General features: G+C 39.4%; 14 protein-coding genes. 7 read left to right on the top strand and 7 right to left on the bottom strand.

Going from position 1 to position 16407, the window contains the following annotated elements; genetic code table 11:
• A partial coding sequence (locus tag PBAT_RS22350) for a collagen-like domain-containing protein (protein ID WP_169810161.1) occupies positions 1-329 on the bottom strand: 329 nt, incomplete at its 3' end.
• Positions 330-564: 235 nt separating this feature from the next.
• Between PBAT_RS22350 and PBAT_RS22345 the strand changes: the two genes are divergently transcribed.
• The 3 genes from PBAT_RS22345 to PBAT_RS22335 all read left to right on the top strand — a co-directional run bounded on the left by PBAT_RS22345 (position 565) and on the right by PBAT_RS22335 (position 2697).
• On the top strand, positions 565-1092 hold the full coding sequence (locus PBAT_RS22345; RefSeq protein WP_068652909.1) for a helix-turn-helix domain-containing protein: 528 nt from the start codon (positions 565-567) through the stop codon (positions 1090-1092).
• A gap of 50 nt (positions 1093-1142) precedes the next feature.
• On the top strand, positions 1143-2075 hold the full coding sequence (locus PBAT_RS22340; RefSeq protein WP_068652908.1) for an alpha/beta fold hydrolase: 933 nt from the start codon (positions 1143-1145) through the stop codon (positions 2073-2075).
• Between the two features lie 94 nt (positions 2076-2169).
• A complete protein-coding gene (locus tag PBAT_RS22335) occupies positions 2170-2697 on the top strand; it encodes a hypothetical protein (protein WP_068652907.1) in 528 nt (175 codons plus the stop codon).
• 164 nt (positions 2698-2861) lie between these two features.
• Here the strand turns inward: PBAT_RS22335 and PBAT_RS22330 are convergent, their stop codons facing one another.
• Positions 2862-3182, bottom strand: coding sequence for a hypothetical protein (locus tag PBAT_RS22330; protein WP_068652906.1), 321 nt, complete (start codon positions 3180-3182; stop codon positions 2862-2864).
• 130 nt (positions 3183-3312) lie between these two features.
• Positions 3313-4362 carry a YeiH family protein gene (locus PBAT_RS22325; RefSeq protein ID WP_068652905.1) on the bottom strand — a complete coding sequence of 350 codons (1050 nt, stop codon included), beginning with the start codon at positions 4360-4362 and terminating at the stop codon, positions 3313-3315.
• Between the two features lie 232 nt (positions 4363-4594).
• Between PBAT_RS22325 and PBAT_RS22320 the strand changes: the two genes are divergently transcribed.
• A complete protein-coding gene (locus tag PBAT_RS22320; RefSeq protein WP_068652904.1) occupies positions 4595-5521 on the top strand; it encodes a LysR family transcriptional regulator in 927 nt (308 codons plus the stop codon).
• A gap of 43 nt (positions 5522-5564) precedes the next feature.
• Here the strand turns inward: PBAT_RS22320 and PBAT_RS22315 are convergent, their stop codons facing one another.
• Entirely contained in the window at positions 5565-7091 is a 1527-nt protein-coding gene (locus PBAT_RS22315; protein WP_068652903.1) for a prenyltransferase, read from the bottom strand.
• Between the two features lie 336 nt (positions 7092-7427).
• On the opposite strand from PBAT_RS22315, the gene PBAT_RS22310 reads away from it, so the two are divergent.
• Complete coding sequence (locus PBAT_RS22310) at positions 7428-7847, top strand: flavodoxin domain-containing protein (RefSeq protein WP_246168211.1); 420 nt, start codon at positions 7428-7430, stop codon at positions 7845-7847.
• Positions 7848-7873: 26 nt separating this feature from the next.
• Positions 7874-8839 carry a serine hydrolase domain-containing protein gene (locus PBAT_RS22305; protein WP_084403315.1) on the top strand — a complete coding sequence of 322 codons (966 nt, stop codon included), beginning with the start codon at positions 7874-7876 and terminating at the stop codon, positions 8837-8839.
• A 110-nt stretch (positions 8840-8949) separates the two neighbouring features.
• Here PBAT_RS22305 and PBAT_RS22300 read toward each other — a convergent pair whose 3' ends face one another.
• Together PBAT_RS22300 and PBAT_RS22295 are read right to left on the bottom strand one after the other, a co-directional pair.
• Positions 8950-11919, bottom strand: coding sequence for an S-layer homology domain-containing protein (locus PBAT_RS22300; protein ID WP_149466323.1), 2970 nt, complete (start codon positions 11917-11919; stop codon positions 8950-8952).
• A complete protein-coding gene (locus tag PBAT_RS22295; RefSeq protein WP_068652899.1) occupies positions 11855-12616 on the bottom strand; it encodes a hypothetical protein in 762 nt (253 codons plus the stop codon). The genes PBAT_RS22300 and PBAT_RS22295 overlap by 65 nt, the downstream gene beginning before the upstream one ends.
• A gap of 302 nt (positions 12617-12918) precedes the next feature.
• Here PBAT_RS22295 and PBAT_RS22290 point away from each other — a divergent pair, with 302 nt between their 5' ends.
• Positions 12919-14085 (top strand): FAD-dependent monooxygenase, encoded by a 1167-nt coding sequence (locus PBAT_RS22290; protein ID WP_169810162.1) that lies wholly within the window; start codon positions 12919-12921, stop codon positions 14083-14085.
• Positions 14086-14196: 111 nt separating this feature from the next.
• Here PBAT_RS22290 and PBAT_RS22285 read toward each other — a convergent pair whose 3' ends face one another.
• Complete coding sequence (locus PBAT_RS22285; RefSeq protein ID WP_068652897.1) at positions 14197-16206, bottom strand: methyl-accepting chemotaxis protein; 2010 nt, start codon at positions 16204-16206, stop codon at positions 14197-14199.
• Between the last annotated feature and the right edge of the window lie 201 nt (positions 16207-16407).

Genomic DNA, 16407 nt, shown 5'->3' with positions numbered 1-16407 from the left:
CCTGTAGGTCCTTGTGTCCCTTGCGCTCCTGTAGGTCCTTGTGATCCTTGTGCACCTGTAGGTCCTTGTGTCCCTTGCTCACCTCGGGGTCCTTTTTTCCCACTCAGAGCTATTACGTTGATTTCTACTTGTGGACAAACAACTCGTTTATATTTTTTCTTAATCAGAATAACCCTTTTACATTCTTTTTTTCTTCTCAGAGGGCTAATAATATTAGTTTTCTTTTTACAGGGTTTTGTATGATCTTTAACGATACATTTCTTTTTACGAATACGCTTCTTTGTTACTGGAGTCATCCCATTCTTTTTATGTGTATTATCACACCTCAAGTTACACACCTCCCTATACTACAATTGTATATATAATGATATTTTTTTATTGGAGGTATGGACTTCAATCTAATAACTAATAGACATTACTCTATTTATCTGAAAATAGGTGTCAGATTACTCCATTTTATTCCCAACGAATATGTAACGAAATCGACTCAAATCCTCCACATTATGACTTGACATTATTACCATTATTGGAAATAATGATAACAACAGACTCGAGGTGATAAACATGAATAAACCAGATCTTATTGCACATCCGATTCGATTACGTATTATACAATTGCTGACTGTTAAAAAGGTGATTACCACTCAACAACTTCTAGGAAGTTTAGTTGATGTACCCCAGACTACATTATATCGACATCTAAAAAAACTTCTTGATGCGGACATCATATATATCGTCGATAAAAAAAAGGCGCGCGGGGCGATTGAGAAAACATACGCCTTATATGATCAAGCTGCCATTCTAACTCAACATGATTTAGAAATAGCTGGGCAAGAAGATCAAATAAGATATTTTCGAACCTTTACTACGATGCTATTAAGCAATATAGAACAGTATCTTCAAAGCGATTCTATTGATTTTATAAGGGATAACGTACATTTCAGACAAGTTGCTCTTCATTTGAGCAATGACGAATTAATTGATTTTGCTGACGCGTTTCAAAAGTTATTAATACCTCTCTTGAACAATCCCCCTAGCGCAGACCGTCAGTTGCACATGCTAACAACAATCTTACTACCAAGTCAGAACTAACAGACATAGAATATTAATATTTTTTATTGTAGAAATGGGAGGAGAACACAATGATTTTTCTATATGTGATTATTATAATATTCATATTGTGTATACTGTACCACTATACTGCCCTTGTAATTCAAGCAAAAAAATATCCCCCACCAGGTGAGCTCGTATCAGTAAATGGCCATAAACTACATATTTTTGGAGAAGGCAAAGGTTCTCCGACTATCATCTTTGATTCTGGTCATGGTTTACCTGCCTATACCAATTGGAGTCTGATCCAACCAGAAATATCTAAGACCTCGAGGACTTGTATTTATGATCGTGCTGGATATGGTTGGAGTGAAGGCAGTTCCAAGCCACGAACCAGTGCGCAAATGGTCGAAGAATTACACACTCTTTTAATAACCTCAGGTGAGAAAGCCCCTTTCATTCTTGTAGCCCATTCTATTTCAGCTCTTAATGCATGTTTGTTTGCTCATACATATCCTAGTGAGGTAGCAGGTCTTGTCATCGTTGATGGGGGAACCCCACAATTTTATAAACAATTAAATAGAAAACCTTTACTACGGATAATGCGTATTGCTAAGTATCTATCTATTCTGGGTTTAATACGAGTATTAGGACAATTCCGTTTGATTTCTTCATTAAACCTTGTGCAACAACATTTATCTCGCGAATATAGGAAATTAGATAAAGCTCTCTTCTATCGGCATTTCTTAAATGATAACATGCTGAATGAATTGATTTCTTTAGGTGAAAGTACTGAACAAGTTAGTGCTATTGACACACTTGGAGATATTCCATTAGTCATTATTACAAGTGGACAGAATGCAGCAAATATAAAAAATTGGCAAGCAGGGCACCTTTCAATACTTGAACTTTCAACAGATAAAACACATATTATTGCCGAAGGAATTGGTCATTCAGTCCATTTGGAACAACCAGAGACTGTCATTAGAGAAATAAGAAAACTATTAGATTCACTCTCAAAGTAAATTCCCTTCTCTTACATGACTCTATCCTTTACCTACCGTGTTGTGTTATTCCATAATTACCCTTATGATCAAGGGTAGAGAGGGGCACGAAGACATGCGTAAAATAATAACACTGATACTACTGTTTGTAGTATTACTACCATCACAAGTATTAGCTGCTACATCAACGTCTACCGTTGACAAGTTATTTTTCGAATCATATAAGGATCAAGTTAAAGAGGTCAAAGATGCACAGAAGAAATTGAATGATATCTTGTGTACGAATGTAAAGGCGTTAACAGAGAAGTCTAAGACTTCAACAACAAAATATAACAACGCAGTCAAGAGTAAAGCTAGTAAAGAGGTATTGGCTAAAGCAAAAGCTGAAAGAGATCTAGATAAAAAGACGCTAAATTCAGCCAAAGCTACTTGCTCTACAAAGGCTAAGGAACTCAAGAAAAAAAGTGACTCTGCCCTAAAAGAAATTGCAGCATATAAAGCAAAAACAGTAACGAGTATAAAAAATCATTTAGATGGTAAAGACAAGCTTACAGAAAATGACTTCAGCGAGTCTGTGTATCAAAGTCTGTCTGAGATAGAAAGTAAGTTCGATGCGATACTAGAATCCTTAAGTGCAGATTGAACCATTTGTTATTGCCCTTACTTAATACTAAGGGCTTTTTTTTTCATCTATTTTCTGTGTCTTCAAACTTAGTAGCTATTTTATTCATTTAAAATAGCCCAAGCAGATATATCCACTTGAGCTTTGGGCAATCCTATGTATCACTTCATATCTCTTAGTACTAATTAAAAGAAAAAAAGCTGAAGAACACCGAACACGACCGAAATGGCCACCAAAAACTTTGCTATAACTTCCTTCTTCATCCACATTAGAACAATCCCTATAACAGAAACAATACCAAAGGTGCCTGCAACGATTCGAGAAACCACGTAGTTGCTTGGAAGAGCCGTAACACTTATATAGCCGATAAGAACACCCAATATGGCGGTAACTACGAATATCACATTGTTGGTTTTTGGTTCTTTCACCGTAAACAGTAACGCAATACTGATTACGCTGACAACTGCTATAATAATAAATAAAATCGATAAATATCCAAGTGCCATAATATTATCCTCCTTCATTGATGTGGGCTTCACTTCAATTCATATGTTAGTAGCTGAATTTCGTTAGATAGCTTTTGTTAACCACATAATAACTTGTTTAACCAATTATCTATCAAATTATTCATAAACATTATGAATTAAGCCCAAATAAATGAACAAGCATGAACCCTAGACAAGAGAGTATGACCGATCCTATAAGTCCCGCAACAAATGGTCTCATTCCTAGTCGCTTAAAAGCCACCAAATCCACGTTCAATCCAAGACCGGCCATCGCCATAGCAATCAATAAGTATGCAATGGTTACAATGCCATTTGCAATAGACATGGGAACGAACCCTAAGGAATTAATGCCACTGACAAGAAGAAATCCAAGAATAAACCAAGGAATAGGGATAGATTTCCATGAAAACTTGTTATGAACCCCCTTCTCTTTCTGTTCCGATCTATTGCTCCAAATGCCGATTAGAATAGCAATCGGAACAAGCATAGCAACCCGCGTTAACTTGACTATCACCGCGATATCTACTGCTTCATTCCCTCCTGGAGCCGCTGCTGCTATTGTATGTGCAATCTCATGCAAGGTTGCTCCCGAGAATATTCCATAACCTAATGGCGTTAGCCCTAGAAATGGATATAGAAAGGTATATAGCAACGTAAATATCGTCCCTAATATTGCCACTATTGCCGCTCCAATTGCGGTCTCGTCATCATTAGCCTTAATTTGTGGAGAAATCGCAACAACTGCTGCTGCGCCACAGATTGCTGTTCCACAGGCTGTCAGAATACTCAAGCGTTTCTCAACTTTAAACAACCTTGCTATGCCGTACACGATGAGAAGTGTAAACATTATAACGATTACTGCGATAAGAAATACCTTGAGACCTGCATTTACAATGTCCAGGAGATTAAGCCTCATACCCAGTAAAATAATGCCGAGACGCAACAATTTTTTACTAGAAAAATTAACTCCTGCAACGATCATATCCGGCACGCATGCAATGGCTCGCCAAGTAATTCCGATCAAAATAGCAATCACTAGTTGTCCCATGATTGTGAGGAATGGGAACCCCGCTAATCCTTTGGCAACAATAGCGATGAACAAGGTTAATCCTATTCCAAGTGCAAAACCTATATGTTGTTTTTTCTTGCTTTGTATGGAGAATATCTCTGATTGGTCCATGGTGTACCCACTCCTTGTTATATCTCTAGTTGAGAAAGTCTGTTTGCTTTCTATGTCTCAACTATAAGATGCGCAAACAAAGAAGAGAAATACCTAAATGCTATCTATATCATTAGAAAAACTTATGCTTCGTTTGATAAGGTACAATAGTTTGTTCACAAATAGGGAACAGGATACAATGGGTTTAAGAATTCTATCGATTATAATGACATACTAACGGAGGACATAATAGATGATTGTAGATACCTTAAAGGTATTTGTTACCGTGGCAGAACAGCGAAATTTCTCCAGAGCTGCAGAAATACTTAATCTTTCTCAGCCAGGAGTGAGTCAACACATACGAAATTTAGAAAATGAATTTGGAGTTCAGCTCATGCATCGATCTTCTAAGCAAGTAAAGATGACAGAGGCAGGCCAAATCTTGTACAAGCAAGCCACACAAATGGTATCACTTTATGAAGCGGCAAAGGAGAAAATACATGTTCTACGAAATGAAGTGACGGGATCTTTAAGAATAGGTGCCAGCTTTACGATCGGCGAATACATACTGCCTCGTCTTCTTGCACAATTTGTCAATCAATATCCGCAAGTAGATATTCAGGTAACGATAGCCAATACAGAAGAAATCGCGCAAGCCGTTCATTCTAAAGAACTCGATGTTGGCTTAGTCGAAGGTCACGTTGAGTATTCGGAGATTCTACTGAGACCTCCTTTTATGGAAGATGAGATGTTATTGGTCTCTTCAACGGCTCATCCGCTACATACATTAAGAACTGTTGAATCACAGATGTTGCAAGATCAAGTCTGGATATTCAGGGAGAGTGGTTCTGGCACAAGAGCATACAGCGACCAATTTATTCAAGATAATCAACTTCGTGTCACACGATCTTTCGTATTTAACAGCAGTCAAGGGGTCAAGGAAGCTGTCGTTGTTGGACTTGGCATAGCCATGTTATCTCGCTGGGTCATACATAAAGAGTTAGAATCAGGGGAATTACATCACATTCAAATCAAAGGGAAACGATTTACACGCAATTTCCATATTATACAAGAACCGAAGTCCTTAGATACGATGGCCGTTAAAATATTCATACAGAAAATACGGGAACTTGAGCCTTCATTGACCATCATATTCGAAAAAAAAAGCCAGAGTCTTTGATATAATCAAGGACTCTGGCATGATCTGTGTAACGGACCCTAGATTACTTCTTAAAAGCTAATCTGAAGTCATTCATGACTTTTCTATGTCTTTCAATGTAATTCCATACCCAGAAGACAAGGATTAAGGAAGCCACTAAATATAGCATAGGAAGCACAATCGTAAGACTATTCAATAGAAATGCAAACACAAGAAGCAAACCATTGAATAAGTGATTGATCGCTGTATGTGCATTGCTCGGAATAAGATCCACAGCATTCTTGTCATAGTTCTGATGTGCGTAACGGATCGCCTGGACCGCAAATGGAATGGAAAGGAATGAAAAGTATAACGTAAAGGGTCCATATCCAATGACCGGTAACAACCCGATAATCGCATACCCAATGATAAAGCTACCGATTAGTATGTTTTTTGCTTTCTTCTTTCCTAATCGAACAACTAATGTTTTCTTATTAGAGTTCGCATCAGATTCTGAGTCTGGGAATTGGTTAATAATCAGAACGTTATTAATGAATAAAGCGACAGGTAAAGAGATCAGGAACGCTTCCAATGAATAGTGTCCTGTCTGTACATAGTACGCACCCATCGTCATTAATACGCCATAGGTCGTAGCAACGAGAAATTCTGCCACACCTGTTGCCATATTAATGAAAGAGAGCTTTCCTTTTCCGCCCGTATAAAAAACACCTGCTATTAGTCCATAAAGGATAAGTGGAATCAGACCCATACCACTTGCGAACACCAAATATATTCCTATTAATACGGCATTCGTTGAAAGGATTATCCCGAAGAACCCCATATCCGCTCTTGAGATTAGACCAAGTTGAATCATTCTTGAACCACCCGTAAATGGACGAATACCCGATTTGTTCTCATTATCACGTTCGGCGTCCTTCCAATCATTGATCATATTCGTGCCGGCTTGAATCATGATCGCTCCGAACAACGTAAGTAGGAAGGTCAGCATATTGAACTGATCACTCTGGGACAAGGCAAGTGCTCCACCCAATAGAATCGGCACTAACGCCGCTGTGAGCGACAAAGGACGTACCGCTTCTTTCCATGCCCGCGCCTTCGCTTTAACGTCATCCCATACATTTACGTTCTCACGATTATGTTCGAATTCGAACACCGTTGGCGGTTCGCCCTGAAGAATCTCCGGCACATACCTGTACTTAACAGTGAACGGATTAACGCGTATAAATTCCAGTCGATCCAGCGCACCAATACTATGAAATTGACCAACGATGGGTGAACGATTCACAAGTAGATCAATCGCTTTTTGTCGATCTTTCTCATCTTTCAGTACCTCTGCTCTTCCGATTACCTCGCACTCTTCCATTTCCATGAAAGTAGGACCTTGGTGGATCAATATAGCCGTCTCAGGAATGTTGATCCATTGAATGACCTTTGGATCTCCCTTTGTACTTGTTAAGTAGAAATTGAATTCTTCATCTACCGCAAAGTGCATCATTCTCTGTCGCGGTAACCCCATATTTGAAGTTCCCACCGCTGCGACCTCAGCTCGTTCTAGATACTCAAATACCTCTTGTTTGCTGCGCTGTGCCATAATATTACCCTCCGTACCTCATCTATTATGATTAAATAATACACATATAACTCATACTTAATTCTAGTAATTCATGTGCGTATTTTTTTCATGTCTATCTATATTACTATAAAAGATCTCTCAGATATACTCGAAACTATCGGTAATATTTATGTCTTCCGAGACAGATTCTTAGAGAATTGCAAATGATGATTGATTTCGATGAAATGAATTTATCGATACTTCGACAAACAAGTATCTTTTTTGACAACTATCTAGATTACCAAGATAATAGTGACTAGGTTTCTGTTTAACTATAATTATAGATGAAAAGGATGAGTACCAATAGCAATACTCGTGTTATACGCTACTAAATCAGGAGCATCAGAGCAATGTGCACAAATATTATCCCAGGAACTTTCTCATTGCTCCATTTGTAATATTAATTTAGAAAAGCCTAATATTGCGGAATTCGATACTATTATTCTAGGTGCTGGCGTAAGAGACGGCAAAATATATAAACCGATACGTGACTTTATTAAGAAAAATAAAGATGAGTTACTAAATAAAAACATGGGTTATTATATATGTAACGAGAAGCCTAAGAAAACCGAAGAAATCATAGCGGACAATATTCCTGAAGATCTACAAAAAGCAGCGATCCGTATTGAATCATTTGGCGGTTATAAGGCCTATGCCGCACCCAAGGAAGGCACTGATCAGTTAAAAGGAATTTTTGTAGATAAAATAAAAACTTTTGCTGATAAGTTTAAATAAGTACAACTGATAAGCTCGGTATTCACATGAATATAGCAGAAGGGTCAACGGGTAATATGGTCGCAAATGCACAACAACCTTTCTTCATCGCGAGTATCGGTAAGCTTTTTACAGCGGTTCTAATAGGTCTAATGGTTGAAAAGAAACTGATATCCTACGAAGATACGCTCTCCTCCTATTTAGATCAAGAACTATTGCAGAATCTGCATGTATACAAAGGAATAGATTACACACAAGATATCACAATAAAACATCTATTGAATCATACCTCTGGCTTGAATTGCTTTCTTGAAGATAAACCTAAACAGGGTAAATCGATACTCGATTTGGTTTTTGATGAACCCTCCCGATTCTGGACACCTCAAGAGATCATTCAATGGTCTACAGCCCATTTGAAATCACATTTCCCACCAGGTAAAGGATTTCATTATTCAGATACTGGATATAATCTATTGGGATTAATCATTGAGAGAATAACAACTAACTCCTTTCACGAAGTCCTTCAGCAACACATATTTGAACCACTTGATATGAACAATTCATACTTAATACATCGTTCTGAACCAACAACATCAAGCCAACTCCCTATGGCCCATTTATATGGAAGAAATATCAACATGACAGACTATCTAAGCCTTAGTATAAGTTACGCCGGAGGTGAAATCGTTTCCACCAATGAGGATTTGCTTAAATTCATGAAAGCACTAGTACAATATAAAATACTTAAAAAAGATACACTAAACAATATGAAGAAAGATTGGGCGAAGTTTACCCTAGGTATTGATTATGGTTATGGTATCATGAATTTCAAGACTGTCCCCTTATTCATGCCTCAAAAATATAATATGTGGGGTAACGCTGGATCAACTGGCACTTTTCTGTTCTACCACCCCAACTTAGATACATATCTAATCGGCAGTTTAAATCACTTTCGATATAATAGAAAAGCAATTATGTTAATGCTTAAGACAATAGATATCCTTTCGAAGTAAAACTACCGATAGAATTGTCTATCAGAGCAAAGTATTCGTGCGACCCATACAAAAAAGGTTATTCCTATAACAGCCTATTAGACTGTCTTCAGAATAACCTTATGATTGCATTATTTACTCACTTGCACCAACATTTTCAACAGTAGAGTCACTGCCTCTGCCCTTGTCGTTGTAGCATTCGGTTCAAACCTGTTATTACCTTTACCTTCTATAAGTCCAAGTTTATTTAATTGCACAACAGCGTTATTTGCCCATGTTGGAATGCTCTTATCATCGGTGAAACCCGTTGCGCTACTTGATTCAACGGACAACTTAAGCACATTCGCAATAATACTAGCCATTTCAGCGCGCGTCAAGTAAGTACTTGGACGAAATGTGCCATCTTCATACCCATTGATTACCCCTAATTGAACCGCTTGTGCAACCGCATCATGAGCCCAATCTCCAATCTTCTTCTTATCAACGAAGCTCAGCTTAATTCCATTAGCTGCCGGCTTTAGTGCGTTAATTAACATCACGGCAAATTCCGCTCGTGTCACGGTAGCATTCGGTTTGAAGCTTCCGTCAACATATCCTTTTACGATACCATCACTTAGTGCTTCTTTAATACTTGACTCCGCCCAATGTCCAGTAACATCGTTTACGTCACCTTCCGTAGTCATATCTATCGACTGTTCTACGGGCAAACCCGACACCTTATCAACAACGAGTACCGCATACTTTGTTCTAATGTGATGCATCTCTATGCTGATGCGATTTCCACTGATTTTGCTACCGTTTGCTTTCAACCAACCTTTCGATGCTTCATCATAATAGAATAAAGCTGCCGTTTGATTGCTATCTAATTTCATAGACTCAAACAACATGGTTAGTGTTACTGATTTCTTGAAGTTCTCAAGGAAGTTACTATCTACCTCATAGATGGAACTCGCCAGAATCCCCTTCATATTGTGTATGTTCTTTACTTTCTCGATCTCAAGCTCCAGTACTTTCGTCGTAGCATTGACTGGAATGGAAATCGTGATCTCCCCATTCAAACTCACTTGACCTGCGCCACTTGCTGGAAGCGTTAGCTTACCATTCGACGAAATGGTTGAGTTGCTCGATATAGATGTATTTCCAGCGCCTGCGCTACTCCCAGAATTATTATCTTGGTTAGCAGTTCCGCTACTGAGTTGGTAATCAATTATAGCACCGCTTGTCTTACTCGTATTACCAGCTACATCTCGGAATTGAACAAAGATTTTCTTCAATCCTGTATCCCCATTCAGATTCCAATTCTTCATGGATGACACGCTCTCCCATATTGACCATGTTAGCTCATCGGAAGAGAATCGCATATCAGAAACCCCACTACCTACCCCATCTGATGAATTTAGGCTTAAGTTCACAACTTTGCTACTCGTAGTAGCAGCTCCCCCATTAATAACCAATGTTCCTGAAGGGACTGTTTGATCAAGTTTAATCGAGTCTTGAATAACCGTGCTATTTACGTTGCCAACTTTGTCTTTGAATTGTACAAAGACCTTCCTCACCCCATCACCTGCTTCAAGGGTCCACTCCTTCGTTCCAGCCGATGCCTCCCAGTTACTCCAATCTGCTCCATTACTAGAGAAGCGCATCTCAATAACACCGCTACCTTCACTTCCGTCATCACTAGTAAGATTAAGTATCGCATTCGTTTCATTTGTCCATTCTGTTCCAGAATGAATGATTATGGTGCCTATTGGAGCATGCGTATCCAATAAAAACTGAATTGTAGTTATATTACCTGCCGCGTCCGTTACGACTAGCGTATATGCACCATCTAGTACAATCTCCGTACACTCCGTAAAAGCTATTCCATTCAGCGTTGCCGTTCCTTCGTTGAATCCGACGGTCACCTTCTCTTTGTAGTTCCCGCCGTTCGCTACTCCTGTTACAATAGGTGCTGCCTTATCGATCATAAAAGATACCGTTGTTACATTACCTGGTGCATCTGTTACGACTAGTGTGTACGTACCATCCTGTATAATTTCAGTACCACTAGCAATTAATATTCCATTCAACGTTGCTGTTCCTTCGTTGAATGTAACCGTAACAGCTTTCTTGTAATTCCCATTGTTCGTAACCCCAATCACTGTAGGTGCTACCTTATCAATCAAGAAACTAACCGTTGTTACATTGCCTGCCGCATCCGTGACGACAAGGGTATACATACCATCCAGTGCAACCTGTGAACCACTAATAAAAGCAGCTCCATTCAATGTCGCTGTTCCTTTGTTAAATGTGATTGTAACGTTCCTGTTATATATCCCATTGTTGGTTACTCCACTAACAACAGGCGCCGTGATATCAATATTAAATTTCACTGTCGTACTATTACCTGCTGGATCGGTGACGATTAGCGTATACGTTCCATCCTGCGTGATATCCGTACCACTAGTGTAGGGACTGCCGTTGAGCATCCCAAATCCTTCGTTAAATAGAGCTATCACTTTACTTTTATAGACTTTTCCGTTCTCTACATTTGAAATAATAGGGGCTATCGTATCTACACCTATCGTATTTCTGATGGTTGCGGTACTCTCATTACCAACTATATCTTTATATTGCACATATACAGTTTTAGCTCCCTCTCCTGGTAGAAGATTCCACGACTTTCCATTCAAGTCAGCGACGCTAAACCAACTTTCCAGCCAACTGCCACTAATATTTGAAAGGCGTGCCTGGTTAACTCCGGAGCCACTTCCATCTGTATAGGTCCCTTTCAAGGTTATCGTATTACTTTTAGTCCATATTGCACCATCATTAATAATAAGTGTACCTGTTGGTGCTGTCTGATCCAATAGAATAGTCTGAGAAGAATTAGCTGATATCCCATCCTTGGAATCTTTCAACTGCATATAGATCGCCTTCGACCCATCCCCTCCACTTAGACTGAACGTTGCTGTATTGCTGAAGGGCAGCCAAGCTGCCGCCGTCAAACCCGCAGCACTATTGGCAAATCTCATATGGGTAACACTATCCCCTGCATCAGGATCTGTTCCAGATACAGATAGATTGACAGTACCGGCGCTTGTCGCTGCCCCTTTCAGCAATTATGAATGAACCCACTGGAGGATTATTTACAGGTCCAGTCTCATAAGTAACAATTAACTTTGGACGGAACGCAGCATTCCCATAAGTCTCCAAGGAATGAATAGAGAACCAGCCGCTCTCTGCATCGACCTCATTCCCATTGAGCGTAAAGGTTATTTTCCGATCCGAACTATCCGTGAAGGCATCTACTGCGCTCTTTACATTGAAGGTAATCGTCTGATTCTGAAGATATGTGCCCATAGGTACTTCAGCAGTGCTTTTCGCTGTAAATTTGTCTGCATAGGGCGAATTAATATCTACAGTAGGAAAGCTCGTATAGTTCATATCATCTGCAACAGACCCCCTAGCTTCCATATACAAAGTATGATTCGGGTTTCTAATCACAGTAGCAATAGTCAAGACCAGCTCTGCTGACACTACAATCCCTTCTGACACACCCAAATCGAATGTAACACCAGCTCTCTGCCGGACATTTCCGAATTCGTCGTTGCTCCTCCCAATATTAAGAAAACCATCCCCATCATTATCATGAATGCCGTCATATTGAATATGGCCAGCTAATTCCATCGTATCCATCTTAGCTGTATAGGACTTTGTAACTGGGCTGCTAACTGCTTGGGCTGTATTAGGTATCACCCCAGGAGAAATCATGGATAATACAATAGCAATAACTAATAGACTTGATCGTTTTTTCATCTTTTACCCTCCACTTCAACTTCGACAATATATTATGTAATTTAATACCAATAAATTATAATTAAAAAAAATATCGCTGCATAGTGTTTGTTGTCACAACTTTGTCATATGACATTATGTATATTTTTGTAACAAAAGGAATTAATGTAGATTAACCGACTTTTGTGTTCTACGACCCAACATACATACATTTCTAATAGAAGCTTTGAATCACTTTCGATATAATAGAAGCGCTATCAAATTAATGCTTAGAATAATAGACACACTTTCAATAAATACCAATAGATCGGAGAATGTATCTTGTGAAGGTTATCGTTATTGGAGCAGGAATTGGTGGTTTATGTATTGCACTTGCCCTACGCAGAATTGGCATACAGGCGACAATTTTTGAAAAAAAGTCTGAAGTGTCGTTAGGCGGTGCCGCTCTTGGGGTTGGTGCAAACGCTGTGCGTGCATTGCAGTTACTTGGTGTAGGCGAGGAAGTACTTCAAGCCGGGAAGCTTCTTCATAGACTACAAATCATGACGGATACCGGCAAAACACTCAGTCTTACAGAAACATCCATTATAAGTAAAAAATATGGAACGGATAATGTGACTATCCTCCGATCGACACTTCTTACTATTCTAATAAAAGCCATTGGACCAGAGCACCCCGTACAGTGTGGTAAAAAATTAACACGATTCGAACAACAACCCTCTGGTGTTACCGTATGGTTCGAAGACGGATTGAAAGAAGAAGGAGATTTACTCATCGCAGCTGACGGGATTAGTTCAACCATCCGAGAGGAGCTTCTCCCACATGCAATCCCGAAGTATGCTGGATACACGTGCTGGCGATCGGTCTTGCAAATTGATCCTATACTGCTAACAGGTTACGATTCAAACGTATTTACGGAGTCATGGGGTAGTAATGGACGTTTGGGCATTGTTCCACTGGCCAATGATCACATTTACTGGTTCGCCTGCCTAAATGCACTTCAATTCGACCCCCAATTTGCCAACTATACCGTTGAGGATTTAGAACGAAAGTTTCACAAATACCATAATCCAATACCGCAAATACTAGCGCTTTCTCAGAACGCACAACTTCTTCACCACGACATCATGTACCTTCCACCAATTTCCCGGTATTCATTTGGACGAATCGCCCTTCTCGGTGACGCAGCACATGCAACAACACCGAATATGGGACAGGGTGCCGGACAAGCGATTGAAGATTCCATCATTCTAGCAGGACATATTAAACGTTCAACTAATGTATCGGAAGCCTTAGAACACTATAATCGTGAACGCGTCCGGCGTACGGGCAAGATAACTCGAATGTCCAATAGGGTTGGAAAATTAGCCCAATTTGATGGCAAACTTGCGGTTTCACTTAGAAACACAATATTTCCTATGATGCCCTCTATCCTGGTGGAAAACCAGATGGACTATCTTTATCGAGTCAAACTGGATGATTTAAATTAGATAACAATCTATGCTATGCGTGGATGCGAGCATACGAAAGACCCCCGCCATCAATGGCAGGGGTCTTTCGTTCCATATTTATATTTAATGAGATCTTACCAATGAAACGTCTTACTTTACTTTAAACTTCGAAATCATTTCTTGAAGTTCAGTAGCCATCTGACTTAAAGACTCTGAAGAAGAGGATATCTCACCCATGGATAGATGTTGTTCCGATGTGGATTTAGAAATCGTCTGCAATTCTTCTAATGAAGTACGGGAGATACCCACAATCTCATTCATAGATGCCGAGACTTCCTGCGTGCTTGCAGATAATTGCTCTGTAGCTGCAGACATACCTTCCATTTGAGTTGATACCTCAACTACTTCATGTACAATGGACCCGAATATATCTCCAACCGCCTCAATCTGCTTCACACTTTTGGCAACTTCTTCGATTCCCTTAGACATGGATTCAGAAGTGTGTGATGTAGAATTCTGAATTTCTCTCAATATACCGTCTATACCAATTGTCGCCTGTCTCGTCTGTTCAGCCAATTTCTTCACTTCTTCAGCAACGACGGCGAATCCTCTACCATGTTCGCCTGCACGCGCTGCTTCAATAGTAGCATTCAAGGACAGGATATTTGTTTGTTTCGCTATTTCTGAAATATAATTCACGATCTCGTTAATCTCAGATGACTTCGATTCCATGGCTTGAATCATCGAAGCGGACTTTTCAACTGCCACATTAACATTAGAGATTTGCCGAACAGCTTCTTGTACGATAATCTCCCCTTCTGTAACTTGCCTATGTACTTGTTGAGTCCTCTCGTTAACAATACTTGATGATTCAGCGATTTCTTGAATGCCCAAGGACATTTCTTCCATTGCTGTTGCAGATTGTTCTGATCCACTATACTGCACTTGCGCACCATTCTTTATCCGTTCCACCGAATTCGCTGTATCCTCAGAAGTACTGGACGAGTTCAATGCAATAGCTGTCAACTCTTCAGATGAGGCAGCTGTGTGTTGTATAGCATCTGCCAGTTTATTCAGAGTAAGACTAAACGAATGTAACATCTCGTTAATATTACCTTTCAACTGTTGTATTTCATCTTTGCCTTTTACTTTCAGTCGTTCAGTCAAATCTCCGTCAGCTACTTTTTTCATAAGCTTCGTCATCTCATAGATAGGGCGAAGGATATACCCCGTCATGAAATAAGATAATATGGCCACGCCCAAAGAGAAAAGAAGAATGACGAGATAACCTGTATTTTTCGATTGTTCAACGCTACGTAGTAATTCATTTTTATTTCCCGTTACAACAACTCTCCAACCCGTTAAATCTACTGTGGCAAAGGAAGCTAACTGGGGAGTACCATCTTTCAATTCATAAATGACATTCCCCTTTACTTCCTTCAAGATCGCCTCTGAATACACGTCAGCTGTTTCTTTATTCTCAAATCCCTTAACCTCTTTCCCAATTCTCTCTTCTGATTGATGTGCAAGGTATTTACCGTCTTTTGAAAGCAAGAAAGCAGACCCGCTCTCACCCATTTTGTTCCTATTAATATCTTCCAATATATTTCCAGGACTAACAATTGCCTGCACTAATCCACGAAACTCATTATTATCGCCAAGCACCGGGATATCAATAATGATCGTATTTACGCGGGTATCTCCGTCTTGCAAAATATCTGAGATCGCTATCTTCTTCTGCTCCTTCATTCGCTTGAAATTATCGAAATTAGATAGATCAAGCTCCTTACCAGTATCACTTATGGATAAACCAGATTCAGGAGAATAGGCATAGGAGAGGACATCTGGACTCATTGCCTTCATAACTCTCAATAGCTCAGTAATCTCCTTAGTATCATTATGTAAAAGAACTGGCTGATAACTACTCAACATGTTTTCTATCGACCGAACTTTCATTTCTAAAAATGAGTTTAACTTCACTGCATTCGCCGATGCTATAACCATTTGTTGTTCTTTTAATTCCTTTTCCACATTACCTGTAAATAAGTTTGTTAGAATCGATGCAATGATCACTATGGGTATAACGGTAAGCAATAAGAGAAACAACATGAACTTGACCTTTAATGAACTTGACCATTTCTTTAAACCTTCTAACCACATACTTAAACAAGCCCCTCTCCTGGTGTTGATTATTTAGTTTTAAATAGATTCGACAATTAGCGACAAAATCCTTTTAATTTTACTTTAAACGAAAAAAAAGAACCCCAGCCTGTTTGAAGTGACCCCTGTCAAGTAGACAATTAACAAAAAGCAATATTTAAGCAGCCTGAGTCCTGTATTCGTAGGGGCTCAGGTTGTTTT

It is taken from the genome of Paenibacillus antarcticus (genome assembly GCF_001637225.1).
GTDB classification, from domain to species: domain Bacteria; phylum Bacillota; class Bacilli; order Paenibacillales; family Paenibacillaceae; genus Paenibacillus_AQ; species Paenibacillus_AQ antarcticus.
Note: the sequence above shows the minus strand (reverse complement) of the source record. Positions and strands in the feature narration are given on the sequence as shown.